Genomic DNA, 21,163 nt, shown 5'->3' with positions numbered 1-21,163 from the left:
GAATTATAAGCTTGTTTTAAGGTAATAACAATGGAAACTATTTGGAAATTCAATGGTGTTTTACCAATATTTTTAAAACTTACTCATAATGCAGTACATAATTCAACAATTTCCGAGGAAATTCTGCAAATAAGGATAAAAGCTCGCTCAATTTTGCAAAATATGATGAAAAATAACAAACCCTTACCTACCTATACGCTTTTCCTTTGCGTGTATGTAGTTGGAAAATAAGTCATTATCTTTTTTGAGAATTCCAAAATTATATATATCCCTAGTCCTTGAATAAGGGTAAAACTTGGTATAATAAAAAATCGATATCTCGTTTGAATTTCAATTAGTAAATGAACACATACATAACCTATTACTAATAAGAGAAAAAGCGATACGGTTAAATTGACTTTTCTATTAAAAAGTAACCGTATTAAACCAATGATTATAAAAAGCGTTGATATAATGTAAATAACTCGTTCAATTTTAGTTAGAGACTCTTTTAAATTGGTATAATCATGTTCACCCGATCGTAATCCCCAAATAATTGATCCATCATGGCTTGTCCACATATAGATGAATTTTTCTTTAAATAGAGTAATTAACTCCGACTTATCAGCAATCCTATCTTTAATTAACTCCTTACTTGCATTATCTCTATCTTCACCAACAGGAAATTGAGATAAATAGGAGGCGTCAGCATCAGAAAAAACACCGATTGTTTCATGGTTTAATCCCGTTACAAATTTCCAAAGAGGTTCTCTGTTTTCAAGCGAGTATGGAGTTACTCCTGTGGAAACGAATGCAAAATTGAATACATAATGAACAAGATAGAAAGTTACTATAATACCTGTGAATTTTTTTACAGTCGCTAGTTTTTGCAATTTGTTGGATTGTAACATATAGGCAATGAATAGGTATAATCCAACAGCTAGTAATATGAAACTGCCCAAAGGTCGGCTAATATCTCCTAGTGCCAGGAATAAACCAATTGCTAACCATGAATATTTTTTTTCGTAATAGTCACTAATCAGTAAATAAAAAGCAAAATAAAAAAGAAAAATCGCCAGATACTGATTTGTTAGAACCGAAGTCATAACGATATTTGGAATTGAGACAGCATAGAGAAAGCCTGCAGTTCTTCCGCTAGTTTCATTGAATAGTTTTTTTCCTATTAAATAAATCAGGAATGAAGTACCTACGCTATACAAAATGTTAAATAACTTCAAAAAAAATGTGCTATCGCCAAATATATAGATAATTAATGCTTGATACATCGTAAAACCTAACTGATAGCCCCATCTCATGAAATATATGCCTTCGGATGTAAAACCAAAATCTCCCTCCGCAGCTCGTCTAGCTGCGTTATACATTACTTCGAAGTCGGATATGATTTCCGAATCTATATTTAGCACCCAACTTAGTCTAAATGAAAATGCAATGAATAATAAAATAACTATATAGAGTGTAGTCGATATCTTTCTCATGGAAAGGAAAAAGGCAACCAAAAGGACAATTCCAGCAGTTCCTAGTACTATTAACAGAATGTTATCATGTTTGTAGTACTCTGAAACTTCCTGAAAGGTAAGAATAAAAATCGGTATAAAAATAAGGATGGAGATAAGGAATAGACTCCTTATTATCATGTTTTGCGGTTGTATAGATTCCACTCTCCTTGCATGTGTAATAGGCTATATTTACTATCTATTATACTCCTTTTCAGAGTGTTGTGTTAATTCGTTCATTTTAGGTTTTATACCGTTAATTTTGGTTGAAAGTGTCATAGATTATCTTTTATACTCAGTACAGCGAAAATAATAGTTAGGGGAATGGCGATGAAGTCAATTACGGTTTTAATTCCTGCATATAACGAGGAAGAGGTATTAAGTCAACTGTATGACCGCTTACAATTTGTAACAAATCAACTTGGGGGCTACAATTTTGAGTTTCTTTTTGTGAATGATGGTAGTAAAGATAATACATTGAATATTATAAAAGAACTGCGCAGAAGTGACTATCGTGTTTCGTATGTTGATCTTTCTCGAAACTTTGGGAAAGAAACAGCGATGATTGCTGGCCTAGACCACGCGATGGGGGATGCTGTTGTTATTATTGATGCTGACTTACAGGATCCCCCGGAACTTATCCCCGAAATGATCCGGTATTGGGAGGAAGGCTATGATGATGTCTATGCAAAGAGAAGTTCTCGTACAGGTGAAACGTGGTTAAAGCAATGGACATCGGCCAAATTTTATAAAATGTTGAAGCGAACTACAAACATTCCCATACAGGAGGATACGGGGGACTTTCGTCTCCTAGATAGAAGATGTGTAGAAGCGTTGAAACAGCTAAGGGAGTCCCAAAGATATACAAAAGGGATGTTTAGTTGGATTGGGTATAATAAGAAGGAAATACTATTTGAACGTGATCCAAGAGCTGCTGGTGAAACAAAGTGGAATTATTTTAAGCTTATCGATTTAGCAATAGAAGGAATTAGCTCATTTACAACATTTCCGTTACGACTTTCATCCCTATTTGGTGTAATTGTATCTTTATTTGCTTTTTTGTATATGATTTGGATTATTGCTAAGACTTTACTATTTGGAGAATCGGTTTCCGGATATCCCTCATTAATGACCATTATTTTGTTTTTAGGTGGAATCCAGCTCCTATCTTTAGGGGTTATAGGTGAATATTTAGGGCGTATCTTTAATGAAACAAAAAAAAGGCCCCTGTATTTTGTGGATGAATACAATGGCGAAAAGGCAGGGAATAGGGAGAATGTAAGAAGTGAAGGCTTATAAAGAGATTGTACTGTATTTAATATTTGGTGTTCTAACAACGCTTGTCAATATTACTGTTTATATTCTTACAACAGATGTACTATTCCTTGATTATAAAGTCTCAACAACTCTTGCATGGATTGTTTCAGTTTCTTTTGCTTATGTAACGAATAAATTTTTGGTCTTTGCCAATAAAAATAAAGCCTTATTAAATGTCACTAAAGAACTTTTATTCTTTGTTTTCTTTCGCCTTCTATCCTATGTTCTTGATATTGTATCAATGATTTTGTTATTTGAGATCTTGAACTTTGATGATCTTGTTTCGAAAATTATCGCCAATGTCATAGTTATTCTATTTAACTATGTAGTTAGTAAACTTTTTATTTTTAAAAAGCAGAAGTTACACCGGAAGATATGATGTTTCGTTTATCTAGAAAATATCATTATATTATGGAAATAATGTGGATAAAGTCATACATGATTGTATGGCCTTTTTCTTTGAACCACCTAATAATCAGGTTAGGTTTCGAATCATGTGAGTGTATAAGTATTCTTAGTGTAAATCGATTTCACTATTTTATTTATGGAAAGTTGTAACATTGAATGGTGTTTTTACGTCTTATGGATGAAAACAACCTTCTTGGAAAAGTAGGTCATTATTACTTGTAATTATCTATCATGACAGTCTTCCCTTTAGGGAATAACTATATAATGAGTAGTACAATCACAAAAAAACAATTGATTTCCATTAGATTTATGTTACGATATGAAATAGTGTGGATAAGGCTTATTTTATCCGAAAAAAGGTGATAATACATGAAAATACAAATGGTTCTATCGTTTCTTTTACCAATGATAGCGGTATTGCTTGTAACTCCATTAGTTATAAAATTAGCCCACAAAATAGGGGCAACAGATAAACCGAATTATCGAAAAGTCCACGCGAAAATTATGCCACGTCTAGGTGGTTTAGCTATCTTTATCGGGGTAGCTGTTGGTTATTTTGTTGCTGGTATCTATAAAGAACAGGTAACAGGTATTACTGTTGGGGCAATCCTTATTATTTTGCTTGGAATCTTAGATGACATGTATGAGTTATCAGCAAAAGTGAAATTATTCGGTCAGATTATTGCGGCTTCTTTAGTCGTTTGGACGGGCTTAACAATTGATTTTATTACCATTCCTTTTATTGGAAGGTTTGAACTGGATTTTTGGGCATACCCACTTTCAATTTTTTGGATTGTAGCGATTACGAATGCGATTAATTTGATTGATGGATTAGATGGATTATCCGCAGGGATCTCAGCTATTAGTATAGGGACAGTTGCAATCATGGCTGGTATTGCAGGAGCAAATTTAATTTTAACCTTATCCTTGATCATTTTAGGCAGTATCATCGGATTTTTGTTCTATAATTTTTACCCAGCGAAGATTTTTATGGGTGATACAGGGGCATTGTTTTTAGGATATTGTATCTCCATTCTGTCTCTGCTAGGACTATACAAAAGCGTAACTTTATTTAGCTTTATCGTTCCAATCATTATTTTAGGTGTTCCAATTTTTGATACATCATTTGCGATTATTCGACGTTTAGTAAATAAACGCCCAATATCATCACCAGATAAATCTCACCTGCATCACAGATTATTGGCGATGGGCTTATCGCATCGAAATACAGTATTATTCATATACGGTATTGGTATCATTTTTAGCATTAGTGCCGTGTTATTCTCCAGTGCAACATTATGGGGATCGATATTAATTCTTTTTATGCTGTTCATCGGCGGACTTCTATTAGCAGAAGTTATTGGACTTGTTCATGAAAAGAAATCCGAGCAAGTTATGAAGGTATATCGAAAGGTATCAGGAAGACAATAATTAAGTAGCCCGTTTGTGACAAATGTTACAAACGGATTTTTTTTGAGAACTTTGTCGTATTTACTATCAATATATTTGACAGATTGTGATAAACTATTCATGATTAAAAATTGTAAGATCTATTTTTTATTGGAGGAATTTTCAAATGAAAGTACCTATGCTTGATCTAAGTGAACAGTATCAAGGAATGAAAACAGAAGTATTACAAGCTCTTGATGAAGTGATGAGCTCATCACGTTTTATTTTAGGAGATAATGTAAAAAAGTTAGAAGAAGATATTGCTACATATAGTCATGTGAACCATGGAATTGGTTGTGGGAATGGAAGTGACGCTATACATATCGCTTTACAGGCATCCGGAGTGGGTCCTGGAGATGAAGTTATTACGACAACCTTTACTTTCTTTGCGACTGGGGGAGCTATTGTAAGAGCGGGTGCTACACCTGTATTTGTAGACATTGACCCTGTTACATTTAATATAGACCCTGAGAAAATTAAAGAAGCTATTACACCAAACACAAAAGCAATCATCCCAGTTCACCTTTATGGCCAGATGGCTGACATGGAGGCTATTTCAGAGATCGCAAAAGAACATAAGCTAATTGTGATTGAAGATGCAGCACAAGCTATTGGTGCCAAATCAAAAGGCAAGACTGTTGGAGAATTAGGAACTGCTGCTACATATAGCTTTTTCCCTACAAAGAATTTGGGAGCATATGGTGATGGCGGTATGATCGTCACAAATGATGATGAAATTGCCGAACAATGCCGTGTAATCCGTGTTCACGGAAGCAAACCAAAATATTATCACCATGTATTAGGATACAATAGCCGTCTTGATGAAATTCAGGCAGCTGTTTTAAATGTGAAATTCCCTCACTTAGATACGTGGAGTGAACTACGTAGAGAAAAAGCAGCAAACTACACGAAGCTTTTACAAGAAGCTGTAGGTGATAAGATTGTAACTCCTGTTGAAGTAGAAGGAAATTATCACGTATTCCACCAATACACAATTAAGGTACCGAACCGTGATGAACTCCAAACTTATCTAAAGGAACAAGGAGTAGCCACTATGGTCTATTACCCACTGCCATTACATGTGCAGCCTGTCTTTAAAGAACTAGGCTTCAAAGAGGGAGATTTACCTGTAGCTGAAAAAATTGCAAACGAAGCATTATCATTACCAATGTTCCCTGAATTAAAACTTGAACAGCAGGAATACGTCGTTTCAAAAATTGCTGAGTTTTTTAACAAGTAATTAAATAAATAAAGGAACGTCGCCGGTTGGGGACGTTTTCTTTACTTGTCAAATACGTAATGTGTAAGAAAGATGGTGTGAAATCTTGTCGAATAACAAGGAAGAACGTTTTGTTTTATATGAGTATCTCTTGTATTTTTGGAAGAAGAAATGGGCATTTTTGATTGTGCCTATAATAACGATTGTCTTAGCTATTGCTGTAAATGCTATGTGGCCTAAGGACGGGGATTACGAAGGGCAGGCAACTATTTATGTAGGGTCTGTTAAAACACCAGCACTCACAGATCCTATTCATTATACTAGTAAGTATAATGATAAAATTAATAATAAGTTAAAGATACATGTCCCTTCTAGTGGGTATTTAAGGGTTAAAATCTTTGGAGATGATCGCAAGACCATTGAATCGGAATTGAACCTTATAACAAGTCAAATGGAAGAGGAAATCCGTAATCAGTCTGATTTGCAAGTTAATCGTACCAAAGCAAATAAGCAAAGATTAGAGGAAGAAATAGAAAAATTAGAAAAAGCTATAAAAACGTATGAACCAAAAATTAATAACGAAAACCCAAATGAATTAGAAATTGATTTTGCAACCAAGAGGTTAGATGCCGAAGCGGCTTTAATCAATTCAACCCGTTCAGTAAATTCTATGGATAATGATATTGACCTGTTCGAGTATCCAGAAATTCTTGATTCAACCGTGGATGATACCAAAACCTACACCCTAGAAAGTGCGTTAATAGGTTTACTTTTAGGTCTCATTCTTACTGTGGCGCTTTTAACCTTATTAAAATATATTGAAAGAGCAAAGCGATATTACGATTCAAAATAATGGCATTTTAGTGTCCCGTCAAAATTCGTTTTTTTTCTACGAAGGATATAGGGATAGATGAATCATAAAGAATGAATGAGTGAAAATAAAATATGATTCACATGAGTGAAATGAAGGACTTGAAAGTGCGGTCTTACATAATGAAAGAGACCTACCTCTTAATTCAGTCAGCACAGATATTACTCAAACGGAAATTTAAGGAGATGGACATAATAATGAGTCATTTTAATCAATTATTATCAAAATTAGAAAATAAAGATGCAGTCATTGGTGTTGTAGGACTAGGATATGTGGGTCTACCACTAGCCGTGGAAAAAGCAAAAGCTGGCTTTAAGGTAATTGGCTTTGACGTGCAAGCAGGCCGTGTTGAGCAAGTAAATACAGGGATTAACTATATTGGTGATGTAGTAGATGAAGATTTAAGTGAAATGGTGAAAACAGGCCATTTAACGGCAACAACTGATTACGCTCGAATCTCAGAAGTAGATGCTGTTGCGATCTGTGTACCAACCCCACTAGATATTTATCAGCAACCTGATACTTCATATGTGAGCAGTTCAGCAAATGAAATTGCGAAATACGCACATGAGGGCATGTTAATCGTGTTAGAATCAACAACTTACCCTGGAACAACGGAAGAAATCGTAAAACCTGCTCTTGAAGCAAAAGGTTTAGTAACTGGGGAAACAGTCTTCATTGCCTATTCTCCTGAGCGTGTTGACCCAGGTAATAAGCAATTTAAAACGAAGAACACACCAAAAGTAGTTGGTGGTATCACTGAAAACTGTACGAAAGTTGCTGCCGCTTTATACCGCTCCGTACTCGAAGGGGATGTGCATGAAGTTTCAAGCCCAGCTATTGCTGAAATGGAAAAAATATTTGAAAATACATTCCGTCACATCAACATTGCGTTAGCAAATGAAATGGCTATTCTATGTGACAGAATGGGAATCGATGTTTGGGAAGTAATCGATGCAGCGAAAACAAAGCCATATGGCTTTATGGCATTCTATCCTGGCCCAGGTCTTGGAGGACATTGTATTCCAATCGACCCATTCTACTTAACATGGAAAGCACGTGAGTATAATTACCATACACGCCTAATTGAGTTGGCTGGTGAAATTAATAACGGAATGCCAGAGTATGTCGTTAACCGTGCAATGCATATTCTTAACGAAGATGGTAAAGCACTTAGAGGTTCAAAAATAGCCATCCTTGGTGTTGCCTATAAGAAAGATATTGATGATGTACGTGAATCACCAGTATTGAAAATCATTGAAGAATTAGATGAGCAAGGTGCAGAATTTAAGGTTATTGATCCTTATGTGAAATCTTTCCGTTCTTGTAATCGTGTTGTAGAAACTATTCCGTTCTCAAAAGAAATTATAGAAGAAGCAGACTTAGTGTTACTTACAACAGATCATTCGGACTTTGATTATCAAATGATTGCAGATCATAGTAAAGCTGTTTTTGATACACGTAATGCAATGAAGGGTATTACATTGCCAGCTAAATACCACAAATTATAAATCAATAAGGGAGTTACCATTCATGAATTTTATAGATCCTTCTGTACAAATCGATGAATCAGTTGTGATTGGACATTTTTCAGTCGTAGAAAAGGGTGCCAAGATCGGTAAGAACGTCTTAATTGGTAATCGTGTCACAATCCATGAGGATACGATTATTGGTGATAATACATCCATTGCGGATGGTGCAGTAGTTGGAAAGCCACCTAAGCCAGCAAAGACGAGTACGGTAAAATTATCTGGCGATGTTCCTCCTTTGGAAATTGGAGAAGGAGTTACAATTGGTGCAAACGCAGTTCTGTATAGAGGTGCTGTTATTGGTGCTAATACATTAATCGCTGATTTGGCGAGTGTTCGTGAAAATGTGAAAATTGGCGAATATGTCATTGTTGGTCGTGGTGTGTGTGTTGAGAATTATGTTGAAATCGGAAATCGAACTAAGATTCAATCTAATTCATATATTACAGCTTATACAACGTTGGAAGAACAGGTCTTTATCGCACCTTGTGTAACAACAACGAATGATAATTTTATGGGACGTACAGAGGAACGCTTTGATAAGATTAAAGGAGCGATTGTGAAACGAGGAGCGAGAGTAGGCGGTGCTTCTATTATTCTGCCTGGGATTACGGTAGAGGAAGAGACATTTGTAGCTGCTGGCGCTCTTGTTACGAAAAATACAGAACCAAAGACAGTTATAAAAGGTGTTCCTGCAAAAGTAAGTAAAATGGTGGATGAGCGGGAGTTGCTTAAATAGTGTTAGCTCAGATTAAACGTTTAGGAGGGGATTCCCTCCTTTATGCATTAATGAACGTAGGAACAAAGCTGATTGCATTTATCATGCTGCCTATTTATACACGATTTTTACCTGATCCAGCCGAATATGGTGTGCTTGATTATGTTGATAGACTTAGTGCAATGTTAACCTTCTTGGTTATCTTCGGAACAGACTCAGCTTTGGCTTATTATTATTATGACACCAAAGATGAAGACAAACGTATTAAGTATGTACAGCAGGTTATGAGCTTTCGGTTAGCAATTGTTGTAATTTGTGCGCTTGTGTTCATTTTGGGTGGAGAATGGCTCTCTAACCTATTATTGGAAACACCCAATGCCGTACATTTACTTTATATAGCCGCAGGTATTTTATTATTTGATACAATCGCAGCTTTAGTCCTAACAGTCATGCGCTATCAATTCAAGACAATGAAAGTTGTCATCTTTACGGTCTTAAAAATGTTTTTAGTTGCTGTATTGTCATATGCTTTATTAGCAACGATAATGACATCTGTTGAAGGTATTTTAATAGGCCGAATTATAAGTGGAATCTTGATTGTTATTCTTTTATTGCCTAATCTGCGGAAATTTATCAGTTTTAATATTAATAAAGAAATACTTAAGGAAATCCTGAAATATGCAGCACCCCTTGTACCAGCATCACTTGCGTTTTGGGTTATTGTGAATTCAAATGTGATCTTTTTAAAGGAGTATACTTCATTTACAGAGGTTGGTCTCTATGGAACGGCAGTGAAATTTGCTTCCCTCATTACACTTCTTACAAGTGGTGTTCAAATGGCGTGGCGCCCTTATTCCATGTCCATTAAAGATAAGCAGGATAGCCAGGTTGTATTTGGTAAATTATATATGGCTATTTTACTGATTGGAACATTAGGGGTGCTCTTTGTAGCAACGATTATGCCATGGGTAATAAAGCTTCTAGATAAGAACTATTGGGAAGCCTATAAATATGTTGCACCAATTTCAGCTGTTACGTTCTTGAATTTTTATTACATGATTATCTCGGTCGGTATTTTCTTTAAGAAAAAGACAAAATACATATCAATAGCTTTTGGGATTGCTGCGATTGTAAATGTTATCCTAAACGTAATATTGATTCCTCAATTATCGATTTGGGGAAGTGTAATCGCCTATTTGTTATCTTATGTAGTTGCTATCGTCTTAATCTTCTTTAGAAGTCAGAAAGAGTATCATGTACCCGTGTCCTTCTGGAAAATGTCGTTTATTTTTATAAATATGTTAATTGCAGTTGCAGGCATTATATATACACAAGAAAGTCAATTATCATGGATCTATATTTTACTTGCTTGGGGTTATTTTTTGATTACAACCATACTAAGTAGAGTGGATAAAGACATTCTAGGCAAACATCAAAAAGCCATGAATAGTGATGTGTAGGTGGATTTATTGGTAAATGTTAAGGTTGATATAAAAAACAATTATATTTGGAATAAAACAAAATTAGCAAGTGGGAGTGTACTTTACTTTGCTGGTTTTGTTTATTGGAAAAAACACTTTTATAACACGAATAATATCGCTGAATTATTTGAATCCATTGAAGTGGGCAAGGAGATTCTCCAAGAATTACGAGGGGACTTTTCTTTCATCTATCTTTCAAAGGAAAAAACCTTTGCTGCTGTGGATCGAAAAAGGAGCCTTCCTTTATTTTATTTTGTGAATGGTAATGAGTGGACGATAAGCGATAAGGTTAGCACCGGGCTTTCAAAAGAGATTGACCCAGTTTCAGTGAATGAGTTTATTATAACGGGCTATACAGCTAATGATCGAACGCTTTTAAAAGGTGTGAATCAACTAGAAGCTGGTCAGTTTTTAAAGATAATTGATAATGACCTACAAAAGGACTGGTATTTCCGGTTTTATCATAGCCCTGAAGAAATAACTATTGAAGAAGCAACATTGGAACTAGAGAAAGTATTCCATCGGACCTTTTCAAAGCTTTATGAACGTGTAAAGGATAAGTCGGTCATGATTCCACTTAGTGGTGGTTATGACTCACGTATCATTGCATTACTAATAAAGGAATACGGACACACCAATGTGTCTAGCTTTACGTACGGAAGAGCTGAAAATCCTGAAGCAAGAAAGAGTAAGGAAATTGCTGATATACTAGGTTTTAATTGGACAATCTTCCCTTATACGAAAGAGAATTGGTTTAAATGGTATCATTCAAAGGAATGGGATCAACTAGTAAAATTCTCATCAAACTACTCGTCAATGACACATATACAAGATGCTCCGGCCGTTACAAATCTTGTTAAGGATGCTAACGAGAAATATGTTTTCATACCAGGTCATACTGGTGATTTTATTTCAGGAGATCATATACCGTTTGAATTAACTGTAGACAAAGAATTTACTGCTGATGAGGTTGTTCAATCAATTCTTGGAAAGCATCATCGCTTATGGTCCACTTCTAACCAAGATGTAAATCGAGAAATTATTACTGAGATAAAGCATTCTTTTTCAGACTTACCGTTTCAAGACTCTGAGCAAGCAAGTGCCTTGTTTGAATTTTGGGATTGGAAGGAACGACAGGCAAAATTTATTATTAATTCTTTACGTACCTACGAATACTACCAACAAGAATGGGAAATTCCACTGTGGGACGATGAATTAATCGATTTCTTTTTAAGGATGCCCGTTAAATATCGCTATAAGAAGTATTTGTATAATCTAACTTTGCATAAAATGTACCCTGACTTTTTCGATGAACCTACTTTATCCATTCAGTCTGGTTCATCATTGAAGAACAAATACGGTCCTTTGTACGGTGTGTTACGAAAAGGATATAATGTAAAAAGGGTATTCCAACAGTATCATAAAGATCCTATGGAATGGTACGGAATTTACGGAAGTTATTATAACTACTTATTAAATATAACTTTTACATACAATGGTTCAAGGTTTACGAACCCTTATAATATTAATTCTTTCCTTGTAAAAGACTATATTAAAAATTTGAAAGGGTGAATACGTTGAAGATTATTACAGTCATCGGAGCAAGACCTCAATTTATTAAAGCAGCACCCGTATCTCGTGAACTGCGTAAAAAACATACAGAATTAATTATTCATACAGGGCAGCACTATGATCCAAATATGTCCGATATCTTTTTTGAAGAACTTCACATTCCAAAGCCTGATTTTCACCTTGAAGTAGGTTCAGGAAATCATGGAAAACAGACAGGTGAAATGCTAGCGAAAATTGAAGAAATTCTTGTTGCTGAAAAGCCTGATTATTTATTAGTGTATGGGGACACAAACTCAACGCTTGCTGGTGCTCTAGCAGCAGTGAAGCTTCATATTCCGGTTATTCATATCGAGGCAGGATTACGTAGTTTTAATAAAAAAATGCCAGAAGAAATTAATCGAATCATGACGGATCATGTTTCTGAATATTTATTCTGTCCAACCGAAACTGCCATTGAAAATCTACATAATGAAAACATTCGTCATAATGTGATCAATGTGGGTGACGTTATGTATGATGCAGTAGTCTATAATAAAAAAATTGCGATGGACAAGTCAACCATTCTATCGACTCATAATCTGAAGGATAAAGGCTATCATTTAATTACGATCCATCGTGCAGAAAATACGGATGACCGTGAGAAAATTGGAAACATCTTAGCTGCTTTCGAACGAATCGAAGAAGTGAAGGTTTGGCCAATCCATCCTCGTACAAAAAATAAATTAAAAGAATATGGTTTTAAACTCGATGAAATTCCCAATTTAGTTGTTATCGATCCTGTAGGTTATTTAGATATGCTAACGCTAGAAAGTCATGCGAAGAAAATCATTACAGACTCTGGCGGTGTACAGAAGGAAGCCTATTTTATGGAAGTGCCATGTGTTACAGTGCGTGAACAAACTGAGTGGGTAGAAACGCTAGCAGAAGACGCAAATATTCTTGTTGGCACAGATGTTGAGAAAATTATTAATGCGGTATATAAGGAAGTCAGTCCATCTTATACTCCTCTATTTGGAGATGGAAACTCTGCGGAAAAAATAGTTGACTCTCTTGAAAAATAGAGGTGAGAATCGATGTTATACATTTTAATTTGGCTGATTGTATTAGTTCTTTCTGCTGTCTTCTTTTATAAGGCAGCAGGCAGCCTTTCTTTATTTACTCCTAATCTAATATCGATTAGTTTTTACTACTCCTTTTTAATAACTTCCTTTATAGGAAGTTTATTAATCGTTTTAGGTATCGACCATTTTTATATGATGAATAAGCTCGACCATCAGGAATACCGGCTAATCGGGTTTATTGTTGTCTGTTTTGCTATGGTATTTTTCCCATTAACGATGTTCCTTGTAAGTAAACTAGCTGGCTTTGATGCTCCAAAAGAATTCAAAACGTATTTAGAAAAGCCGATTGAATCTGCTTTTAATCGTAAAACAGAGTTCTACTTTTTATTTGCAGCATTATCCTTAATAAGTATTCTAGCTGTCATGTACACCATGTTAAAAACCAACCAAGTGCCTTTATTCAGCTTATTAAAGGGAGCGGGTGGGGAAGAGTTAGCGAAATTACGAATCGATGCAGGAAGAAACTTCTCTGGAAATGTGCTCATTCGTAATATATTTGCGGTTGCATTAACCCCATTATTATCGATTATTGCTTATGTATTTTCGGTAAAAACAAGAGAGTTAAAATGGAGGTTATTATTTTTAGCTCTGTTTTTTAGCGCAATACTCATCAATGTATATGATTTAGCAAAGTCTCCAGTTTTGTTCTATTTGATTATGTTTATCTTAGTTCGGATCTACATAGGTAAGACAAAGTTCAACGCTGCGAAGTTCATTTTCGTTGGGTCGACCGGTGTATTGTTATTATTGTTTATGTATGTCTTCATTTTTGGCCAGAGCAACATTAGTAGCTATTTATCCTACTCAACAGGACCAATAGGAAGAATTATTTTATCTCAAATAGCTCCTATGTTTTTACACTTAGATTTCTTTGGGAACTCGGTTCCGTTTTTAAATGGGGCTAGTTTACCATCTAGTATTATTGGGCTTTTTGATATGAATCAAGTACGGTCAGCCCGAGTGGTGATGGAATTGGCCTACCCGGAAAATGTCGCAGCGGGAATTGCAGGAGTACTTAACACGCTCTATGTAGCAGAAGCCTATGCGAATTTTGGCTATATTGGGATTGTTGCTGGTACTATATATATAGCTGCACTCGTTCAAGTGCTTTATATTTGTTTTATCAGACTTCCAAAAAATCCAGTGTTTTTAAGCCTCTTTATCTATTTTACAATTAATATTCCAAGAACATTGGTTGGCGGATTTACGGATTTCTTGTTTAACCCGATTTGGTTCTTGCTAACATTCTTATTTGTAGGAATTCTATTATTTATTCGAGTACGGATTGATTTAACGGCTTACTTTAAAAGACTGAGGGAGAATTAAGATGAAGAAGGTTCTAATTTATTATCCATTCCAATTGGCGGATAAGGTAGACAGCGGGTCCAAGCTCCGCCCTCATGAGATGTTACAAGCATTTAGAAAATGGGGTCAAAAAGAAGAGGTTGAAATCATTCTGATATCCGGACAATCGGATGATAGAGAGAAGCAATTTAACGAATTAGTGACTGGCGGTAAATTAGATGACCTTTGGTTTTGTTATATGGAAAACCAAACGATCCCCATATGGTTAACAGATAATGGCCATCGTCCAAAGAAGCCGTTCATTGATCGACAGGTATTACGTTATTTACAATCAAAACAAGTTCCCGTTGGAATCTTTTATCGTGACGTCTATTGGAAGTTTGATGAATTGTATCCATTAAAGGGTGCGAAAAGATTCATCATGCAATCCATCTATCGAATGGAAGAAAGGTTTCTCGAAAAATATGTGGATACAATTTTTCTACCAAGTACGGAAATGGGGAAATATGTCGCCATTAATCGGAATAAAGATGAATTGCCGCCAGGTGGTAAGAAGAAAGAAATTGAAAGCAGACATCCTATCGTTCCGTATAAAGGTATTTATGTCGGAGCTATTCAAAATGAGGATTATGGGCTTTATTTATTACTTGATGCACTTGAAATAGTAAACAGAGAGAGCCATAAGATGGATTTAACGATTGTTTGCAGGGAGAATGAATTTAATGGGTTGTCAGATACGAAAAAACAAAGGATTCGTGAACTCCCTGTAGAAATACGCCATGTGAGCGGGAAAGAATTAGATGTAGTCTATGGAGAAATGGATTTTGCCTTTATCCCACGGTTTAGAAGTGAATATAATGACTTTTCTGTACCGGTTAAACTTGTTGAGTATCTTTCTAGCGGACTTCCAGTTATTGCTACAGACTGTACCGCCCAAAAACGTTTTATTGAAACGGATAGCTTTGGTGTAATTTGTGAAGATAATAAAGACTCTATGGCAAAAGCTATCAATAACATGATAGAGTCCTTTGATATATATAAGGATGCAGTCGATTCCACATTTTTAGAAAAACATTCTTGGGAAGCAAGGGTGGAGAAGGTTAAGAGAGTTTTGCTTAAGGAGGAACTATGAAAGTTCTAGTTTTAGCCCCAAGTAAATCAATTCATACCCATAAGTGGGCAACCTATTACAAACAACAGGGAATTGATGTAACTGTTGTTACTTTTAAGGATCATTACTCGGAGAAGAACGCAAAAGAGATTAACACAGAAGTTCTTCCGAAGCTTTTACCAGGAAAGCTGTCTTATATTATGAGTGTAATCGCCCTTAAAAAGATATTGAAGACGTATAAACCTGATATTTTACATGCCCATTACGCATCAAGCTATGGCTTTATCGGAGCATTGACTCAGTATCATCCATTTTTCGTTTCGGTATGGGGAACTGATGTTTATCAATTTCCTCAAAAAAATACAGTCAATCGAAAGATACTAGAATATACGCTTCGCCAGGCAAATGTTGTATGCTCAACTAGTAAAGTAATGGGAGAAGAAACGAAAAAATATACGGATAAACCGATTGAAATTACTCCGTTTGGAGTAGATTTAACAAAGTTCAAGCCGCTTGATACTCAGGCTGTTGAGGATACTTTAACAATAGGTACAGTTAAAGCACTTTCTGATAATTATGGTATAGGAGATTTAATTGAGGCATTTTCCAAGGTGCATTCTACTTACACCAATACACGACTTTTGATTGTTGGGGAGGGGCCTCAACGTGCGGAGTACGAGGATTTGGTACAGCATTTAAATCTTAAAGATGTTGTAACATTTACTGGAAAAGTCCCAAATGATGAGGTACCGAATTATATCAACCAAATTGATATTTTTGCAGTACCTTCGACTGAACGTGAAAGTTTCGGAGTCGCGGTTGTTGAGGCAATGGCATGCGGTGTTCCTGTGGTTGTATCAGATGTTGGAGGACTACCTGAGGTTGTGAAAGATGGTGAAACGGGTATCATTGTACCAAAGCGAAATCCATCAAAGCTTGCCGAAGCTTTTGTTTCACTCATTAAAGACGATTCAAAAAGAGCAGAGATGGGAACTAACGGTATCCAGCATGTAGAGGAAAACTATAACTGGACAGATAACGCGAATGGAATGATTTCGTTATATAATCAAATCGTGAAGGAATGATTCTAGATGATTAAAAAGGCAGTCATACCAGCGGCTGGTTTGGGAACTAGATTCTTACCTGCAACAAAAGCACAACCTAAAGAAATGCTACCAATTGTCGATAAGCCTACTATACAATATATAATCGAAGAGGCTGTAAATTCAGGAATCGAGGATATCATAATTGTCACTGGCAGAAATAAAAGAGCGATCGAAGATCACTTTGATAAATCGGTCGAACTTGAAGTTTTGCTTCAAAGGAATGGTAAGAATGAACTGTTAGAGATGGTAGAAAACATTTCAAATATGGTAGATATCCACTATGTGCGACAAAAAGAACCATTAGGACTAGGGCATGCAGTCTTATGTGCTAAAAAGTTTATTGGAAATGAACCGTTTGCCGTACTTTTAGGGGACGATGTAATCGATAGTGAGGTTCCTGCATTAAGCCAAATGATTAAACAGTATGAGAAAAAACAGTCAAGCATTCTAGGGGTTCGAGAAGTTTCACGTACTGAGGTTGATAAGTATGGCATTGTCGATTATACAGAACTAGATGGGGAATTGTATAATATTCGTCATTTAGTTGAAAAACCTGCTATCGAGGATGCACCGTCCACACAAGCTATTATTGGTCGTTATATTTTATCACCTGCCATTTTTGATATGTTAGAGGGATTAGGTCCTGATAAAAAAGGAGAAATTCAATTAACCGAAGCAATCGATCGGCTGATAAGTATAGAGGACGTTTATTCCTATATTATTAAGGGAAATCGATATGATGTGGGGGATAAATTTGGATTTCTACAGGCCTCAATCGATTTCGGGTTAAAAAGAGACGACCTAAAGGATAAACTAGAAACATATTTGAAAGAGAAACTAAAGGAATTGGAGTAATAAATCATGAGAGTCATCTACCTTTGTCAGCACTTTCCACCAGAAACGGGTGCGCCTCAAATCAGGGTATATGAGGTAAGTAAAGAACTTATTAGACGTGGTCATCAAGTCGAAGTATTAACAGCATTTCCTCATCACCCACACGGTATCATTCCAGATGAGTACAAAGGCATGTTTTATTTATATGAAGAATATGATGGTGTCCCAGTTCATCGATCTTGGATATACCCATCACCAAAAGGATCCTTCTGGAAAAGACTCGCTTCGTATTTTTCTTTTACATTTAGTGCTTTTTACTCCATTTTTAAGTCTAAACCAACAGATGTTATTATATGTAATTCTCCGCCTTTATTTTTGGGGATTACCGGTTATCTAGGTGCAAAGTTAAAAAGAGCAAAATTTGTTTTTAATGTGGCTGATATTTGGCCGGAATCAGCAGTAGAATTAGGAATTCTAAAAAATAAATTCTTTATAAAAATGGCAACCAAGTTGGAACTTTTCCTATACAAGAAGTCTTGGAAAATTGCTACTGCAACTGAAGGTATTCAGGAGTACATGATTAAAAAGGGAAAAAAAGAAAGTGATGTCTTCCTTTTGCCAAATGGTGTGAATACAGAATCGTTTAAACCCTTACCACCAAATCAAGAACTCATACAAGAGATTGGGTTGGAAGGTAAAAAGGTGTTTACGTATGCTGGAACAATGGGATACGCGCAAGGGTTAGATTCAATTTTAGAGGCTGCAGCACTTTTAAAGGATAAGGAGCCCAACGCTCATTTTCTTTTTGTAGGAGATGGTCAGGAAAAAGAGAAATTGGTAAAGTTGAAGGAAGATTTAAACCTTACCAATGTAACTTTCTACGGCTCTGTTCCAGTCAGTCGGATGCCTGACATTTTTTCAGTTTCAGACTATAGTATTGTTTCATTACGCAATATTGAACTGTTCCAAGGAGCAAGACCATCGAAAATCTTCCCTGCAATTTCAACCGGGACTCCAGTGTTATACTGCGGGAGTGGAGAGAGTGCAAAAATCCTGTTAGACCACAATTGTGGACGAATTGCACCACCAGAAGATCCAGAAGGCATTGCAAATGGAGTAGTTGATTTAATGAGTAGAAATGATGAAGAGTACCAGGTTATGTCTACTAACGGAAGAGAGCTTGCGGAAAAAGAATACTCTTGGAAGAGTATCGTGGATAATTTATTACTACATTTGCAAAAATAAAAGCGACGCAATATTAAATTGCCGTCGCTTTTTTTCTTACTTAGATACTGTTGTGTTAGAGAAATAGTGAGTGAGTATTTGTTCTGCTGTCCAACCTTGTTTTGAATAAGCATATGCACCGTACTGACTCATACCGATTCGGTGTCCCCACCCTTTGCCTTTTAAGGTGACTGATTCAACAGCTTGAGTTGATACTAGGCCACTGCTTGTTTGAACTTTGGCATTATCAGATGATAATGTAATCGTGCCACCTGTTGTTCGAACCTTTTGTCCTTTTACAGCCGCGAGCTTAACTGGACCAGCTGTTTGTTGAACAAATAGGTTTTTAATTTGTTGGTTTACTGTTGCTGTAAACCAGTTGGAAAGGAGGTAGCCATAGTATTTTTCGTCACCAGTTGGGAAAAGTCTTCTAATATCATTTTCATTTCCGCTCTTTGTGACTTCTCCAGCACTCGTTTTAATTGTGACTGACCCAATCTCTCCATTTGCCCCTTTTGGATGTGCAATGAACTCATAAAGCTCAGCGTTTTTATCAACACCAAATTGGCTAAGGAGTGTTGAAGTTGAAATTGTATAATTCCAATTTTGTAACCATGCAGGTGCTGTAGTGTGTTCGAATTTGTCCTCAACACTAAGTAAGTAAGAATGAGGATATGTCCAAACATCACCAACATTTGCAGTTCTACCACCACTTGTTGAATGATAAAAAGTTTGAACTGGTTTACCATTTTGTTTAACGAGTAATCCTGCTGTTTCTTCAACTGCTTTATTTGAACGTGAATCTTCTGAGCTATAGCCACCGTACACTTGGCTTGCAGGCGTATTAGATAGCTGCATGGAGTTTGCTGCATAACTACGGGCACTAATTGCTTGAGCTTTTAATGCTTCATATCCACCATTATTTGCCCAAGAAGCCGGCATTTCATTTGGTACCACACCTTTTAGGTAATCTTCCATATCTAGTCGGTTGATTACTTTTCCGTCTGCACCATTAAGCGTGAATCCACCGCGGTATTTTTTACCGTTTACCGTGAAAAGGGGGAGTTCACTTGTTAATATCTCTAAGGTTGTGTTTTTTTTCACCCAACCTGTGTAATTAGCCGTTTTAACTCTAAACCAGGTTTCACCTAAGCTATTCTTAAAAGTATCCAGATACTCTGCACTTGTGCCTTTTTTTGCCACTTCATATGAAGTTTCTGAATCGGTTGCCCCTCTTCTTACATGAGTGTTGGCAGTAAAGGAAGCTACTTTCTGACCTTTTTTTAATTCTTCAATTCGTAGTGTACCACCGGTATAAGTAGTTCCCCAACCGTCATTAACTGTATATGATGTACCATTTTTGGTTACAGTAAGAGAAGCATTGTTAGGTAGAACCGCTGTTTTATTACCATATACAATCTGGTAAATTCCATCTAATTTGATTTGGAAAGGTGTCCCTGCTTTTCCAGTATAGACACTAACGTCAACTTCCTTTGGATAGGTTACACGTTCCATCGCATTAGTGGTAATTGGAATAGCTAGTAAAAGTGAGAGTGAAACTAGTACACCAAGTACTTTTTTCAATTATCTCACCTCTCCGTAAGTGCCGATAATCCAACCTCGAGTTCCTTTAGAAGTTTCAACGTTGTACCAAACTTGGCCGTTATTTGTGAATGTAGAGATATATTTAAGCGTTGTCCCTTTTTTAACAGTTTCATAGACTTTGTATGAAGTTGCTGCTCCACGACGAAGTTGAACAGCTGCTGTAGTCACAACACTAGTCGGTTGTTTAACTTGTGTAGTTGAGATATCTCCTGAATAGATCCATCCAAATGAGTTTGTTCCTAATACAACACGATACCAAAGACCACTAGCAGACTTATGTTGGTCAATCACTTTTAATGAACTTCCTTTTGTTTTAGTTGCTACGACACGATAGTCTCTTGTTGCACCTGAGTGAATTGTAACAGAGCTTTTCGCAACATATACAGTGCTAGGCATAGTGGCATTGTTATCTTCGTTTCCGCCAGTGTTGCCTGTATTTCCGTCAGCTACTTGTTTTTTCAATGTATTAATTTCTTTTTGCATACTGTTTACTTTTGCTTCAAGAGCGTCAATGTCTTTTTTCATAGGATTGATTTGAGAATTAACCCAATCCACACTTGCAATAATAACGTCACTAGCAGCACTAATTGAAGCTGGTGCGAAAGCTGCTGTTGATCCAATACCAATGGCTAATGTACTAGCTACAATTAATTTTTTGCTTTTTTTCACTTTATTACCCCCATGTAATTGAAATTTAAGAAACGCTATATCCTGTCAAAATAAGACAAGATATAGCGAATCCCGACCGAAAACTACAAAACTAAGGTTACCATATCTTTGATAATGTGAAAATAGTAAAA

18 protein-coding genes are annotated in these 21,163 nt (G+C 36.1%); 15 read left to right on the top strand and 3 right to left on the bottom strand.

Features of this window, described 5'->3' with window-relative positions:
- Nucleotides 1–191 precede the first annotated feature (191 nt).
- Nucleotides 192–1,658 (bottom strand): glycosyltransferase family 39 protein, encoded by a 1,467-nt coding sequence (locus tag AC6CHV_RS07110; protein ID WP_498078461.1) that lies wholly within the window; start codon nt 1,656–1,658, stop codon nt 192–194.
- A gap of 165 nt (nt 1,659–1,823) precedes the next feature.
- On the opposite strand from AC6CHV_RS07110, the gene AC6CHV_RS07105 reads away from it, so the two are divergent.
- From AC6CHV_RS07105 to AC6CHV_RS07035, 15 genes are all read left to right on the top strand, one after another.
- Nucleotides 1,824–2,792 (top strand): glycosyltransferase, encoded by a 969-nt coding sequence (locus tag AC6CHV_RS07105; RefSeq protein ID WP_498078460.1) that lies wholly within the window; start codon nt 1,824–1,826, stop codon nt 2,790–2,792.
- Nucleotides 2,779–3,189, top strand: coding sequence for a GtrA family protein (locus AC6CHV_RS07100; protein WP_498078459.1), 411 nt, complete (start codon nt 2,779–2,781; stop codon nt 3,187–3,189). The genes AC6CHV_RS07105 and AC6CHV_RS07100 overlap by 14 nt, the downstream gene beginning before the upstream one ends.
- A gap of 398 nt (nt 3,190–3,587) precedes the next feature.
- Complete coding sequence (locus tag AC6CHV_RS07095; RefSeq protein WP_121445744.1) at nt 3,588–4,649, top strand: MraY family glycosyltransferase; 1,062 nt, start codon at nt 3,588–3,590, stop codon at nt 4,647–4,649.
- Nucleotides 4,650–4,794: 145 nt separating this feature from the next.
- Nucleotides 4,795–5,907, top strand: a complete 1,113-nt coding sequence (locus AC6CHV_RS07090; RefSeq protein ID WP_498078458.1) for an aminotransferase class I/II-fold pyridoxal phosphate-dependent enzyme — start codon at nt 4,795–4,797, stop codon at nt 5,905–5,907.
- An 85-nt stretch (nt 5,908–5,992) separates the two neighbouring features.
- Nucleotides 5,993–6,739: a hypothetical protein gene (locus AC6CHV_RS07085; protein ID WP_498078457.1), complete on the top strand. Its 747-nt coding sequence runs from the start codon at nt 5,993–5,995 to the stop codon at nt 6,737–6,739.
- A 215-nt stretch (nt 6,740–6,954) separates the two neighbouring features.
- Nucleotides 6,955–8,268 (top strand): nucleotide sugar dehydrogenase, encoded by a 1,314-nt coding sequence (locus tag AC6CHV_RS07080; RefSeq protein ID WP_498078456.1) that lies wholly within the window; start codon nt 6,955–6,957, stop codon nt 8,266–8,268.
- Nucleotides 8,269–8,290: 22 nt separating this feature from the next.
- Complete coding sequence (locus AC6CHV_RS07075; protein WP_498078455.1) at nt 8,291–9,025, top strand: DapH/DapD/GlmU-related protein; 735 nt, start codon at nt 8,291–8,293, stop codon at nt 9,023–9,025.
- The gene (locus AC6CHV_RS07070; RefSeq protein ID WP_498078454.1) at nt 9,025–10,464 is read left to right on the top strand and encodes an oligosaccharide flippase family protein; all 1,440 of its coding nucleotides are present in this window, start codon (nt 9,025–9,027) and stop codon (nt 10,462–10,464) included. The genes AC6CHV_RS07075 and AC6CHV_RS07070 overlap by 1 nt, the downstream gene beginning before the upstream one ends.
- 9 nt (nt 10,465–10,473) lie before the next feature.
- The gene (locus AC6CHV_RS07065) at nt 10,474–12,057 is read left to right on the top strand and encodes an asparagine synthase-related protein (protein WP_498078453.1); all 1,584 of its coding nucleotides are present in this window, start codon (nt 10,474–10,476) and stop codon (nt 12,055–12,057) included.
- A gap of 5 nt (nt 12,058–12,062) precedes the next feature.
- Entirely contained in the window at nt 12,063–13,118 is a 1,056-nt protein-coding gene (gene wecB, locus AC6CHV_RS07060) for a non-hydrolyzing UDP-N-acetylglucosamine 2-epimerase (protein ID WP_498078452.1), read from the top strand.
- A gap of 12 nt (nt 13,119–13,130) precedes the next feature.
- A complete protein-coding gene (locus AC6CHV_RS07055) occupies nt 13,131–14,504 on the top strand; it encodes an oligosaccharide repeat unit polymerase (RefSeq protein ID WP_498078451.1) in 1,374 nt (457 codons plus the stop codon).
- A 1-nt stretch (nt 14,505) separates the two neighbouring features.
- A complete protein-coding gene (locus tag AC6CHV_RS07050) occupies nt 14,506–15,615 on the top strand; it encodes a glycosyltransferase (protein WP_498078450.1) in 1,110 nt (369 codons plus the stop codon).
- Nucleotides 15,612–16,679 carry a glycosyltransferase gene (locus AC6CHV_RS07045; protein ID WP_498078449.1) on the top strand — a complete coding sequence of 356 codons (1,068 nt, stop codon included), beginning with the start codon at nt 15,612–15,614 and terminating at the stop codon, nt 16,677–16,679. The genes AC6CHV_RS07050 and AC6CHV_RS07045 overlap by 4 nt, the downstream gene beginning before the upstream one ends.
- A 6-nt stretch (nt 16,680–16,685) precedes the next feature.
- Entirely contained in the window at nt 16,686–17,555 is an 870-nt protein-coding gene (gene galU, locus AC6CHV_RS07040) for a UTP--glucose-1-phosphate uridylyltransferase GalU (RefSeq protein ID WP_498078448.1), read from the top strand.
- A 6-nt stretch (nt 17,556–17,561) separates the two neighbouring features.
- On the top strand, nt 17,562–18,779 hold the full coding sequence (locus AC6CHV_RS07035; RefSeq protein ID WP_498078447.1) for a glycosyltransferase: 1,218 nt from the start codon (nt 17,562–17,564) through the stop codon (nt 18,777–18,779).
- Between the two features lie 36 nt (nt 18,780–18,815).
- On the opposite strand, the gene AC6CHV_RS07030 is transcribed toward AC6CHV_RS07035, so the two are convergent.
- Together AC6CHV_RS07030 and AC6CHV_RS07025 are read right to left on the bottom strand one after the other, a co-directional pair.
- A complete protein-coding gene (locus AC6CHV_RS07030; RefSeq protein ID WP_498078446.1) occupies nt 18,816–20,342 on the bottom strand; it encodes a SpoIID/LytB domain-containing protein in 1,527 nt (508 codons plus the stop codon).
- Complete coding sequence (locus AC6CHV_RS07025; protein WP_498078445.1) at nt 20,343–21,032, bottom strand: SH3 domain-containing protein; 690 nt, start codon at nt 21,030–21,032, stop codon at nt 20,343–20,345. It lies immediately after the preceding gene.
- Nucleotides 21,033–21,163 lie beyond the last annotated feature (131 nt).

The organism is Ferdinandcohnia sp. GQ5 (assembly GCF_059759275.1).
The sequence above is the reverse complement of the archived record's forward strand: the minus strand, read 5'-3'. Positions and strand labels throughout refer to the sequence as shown.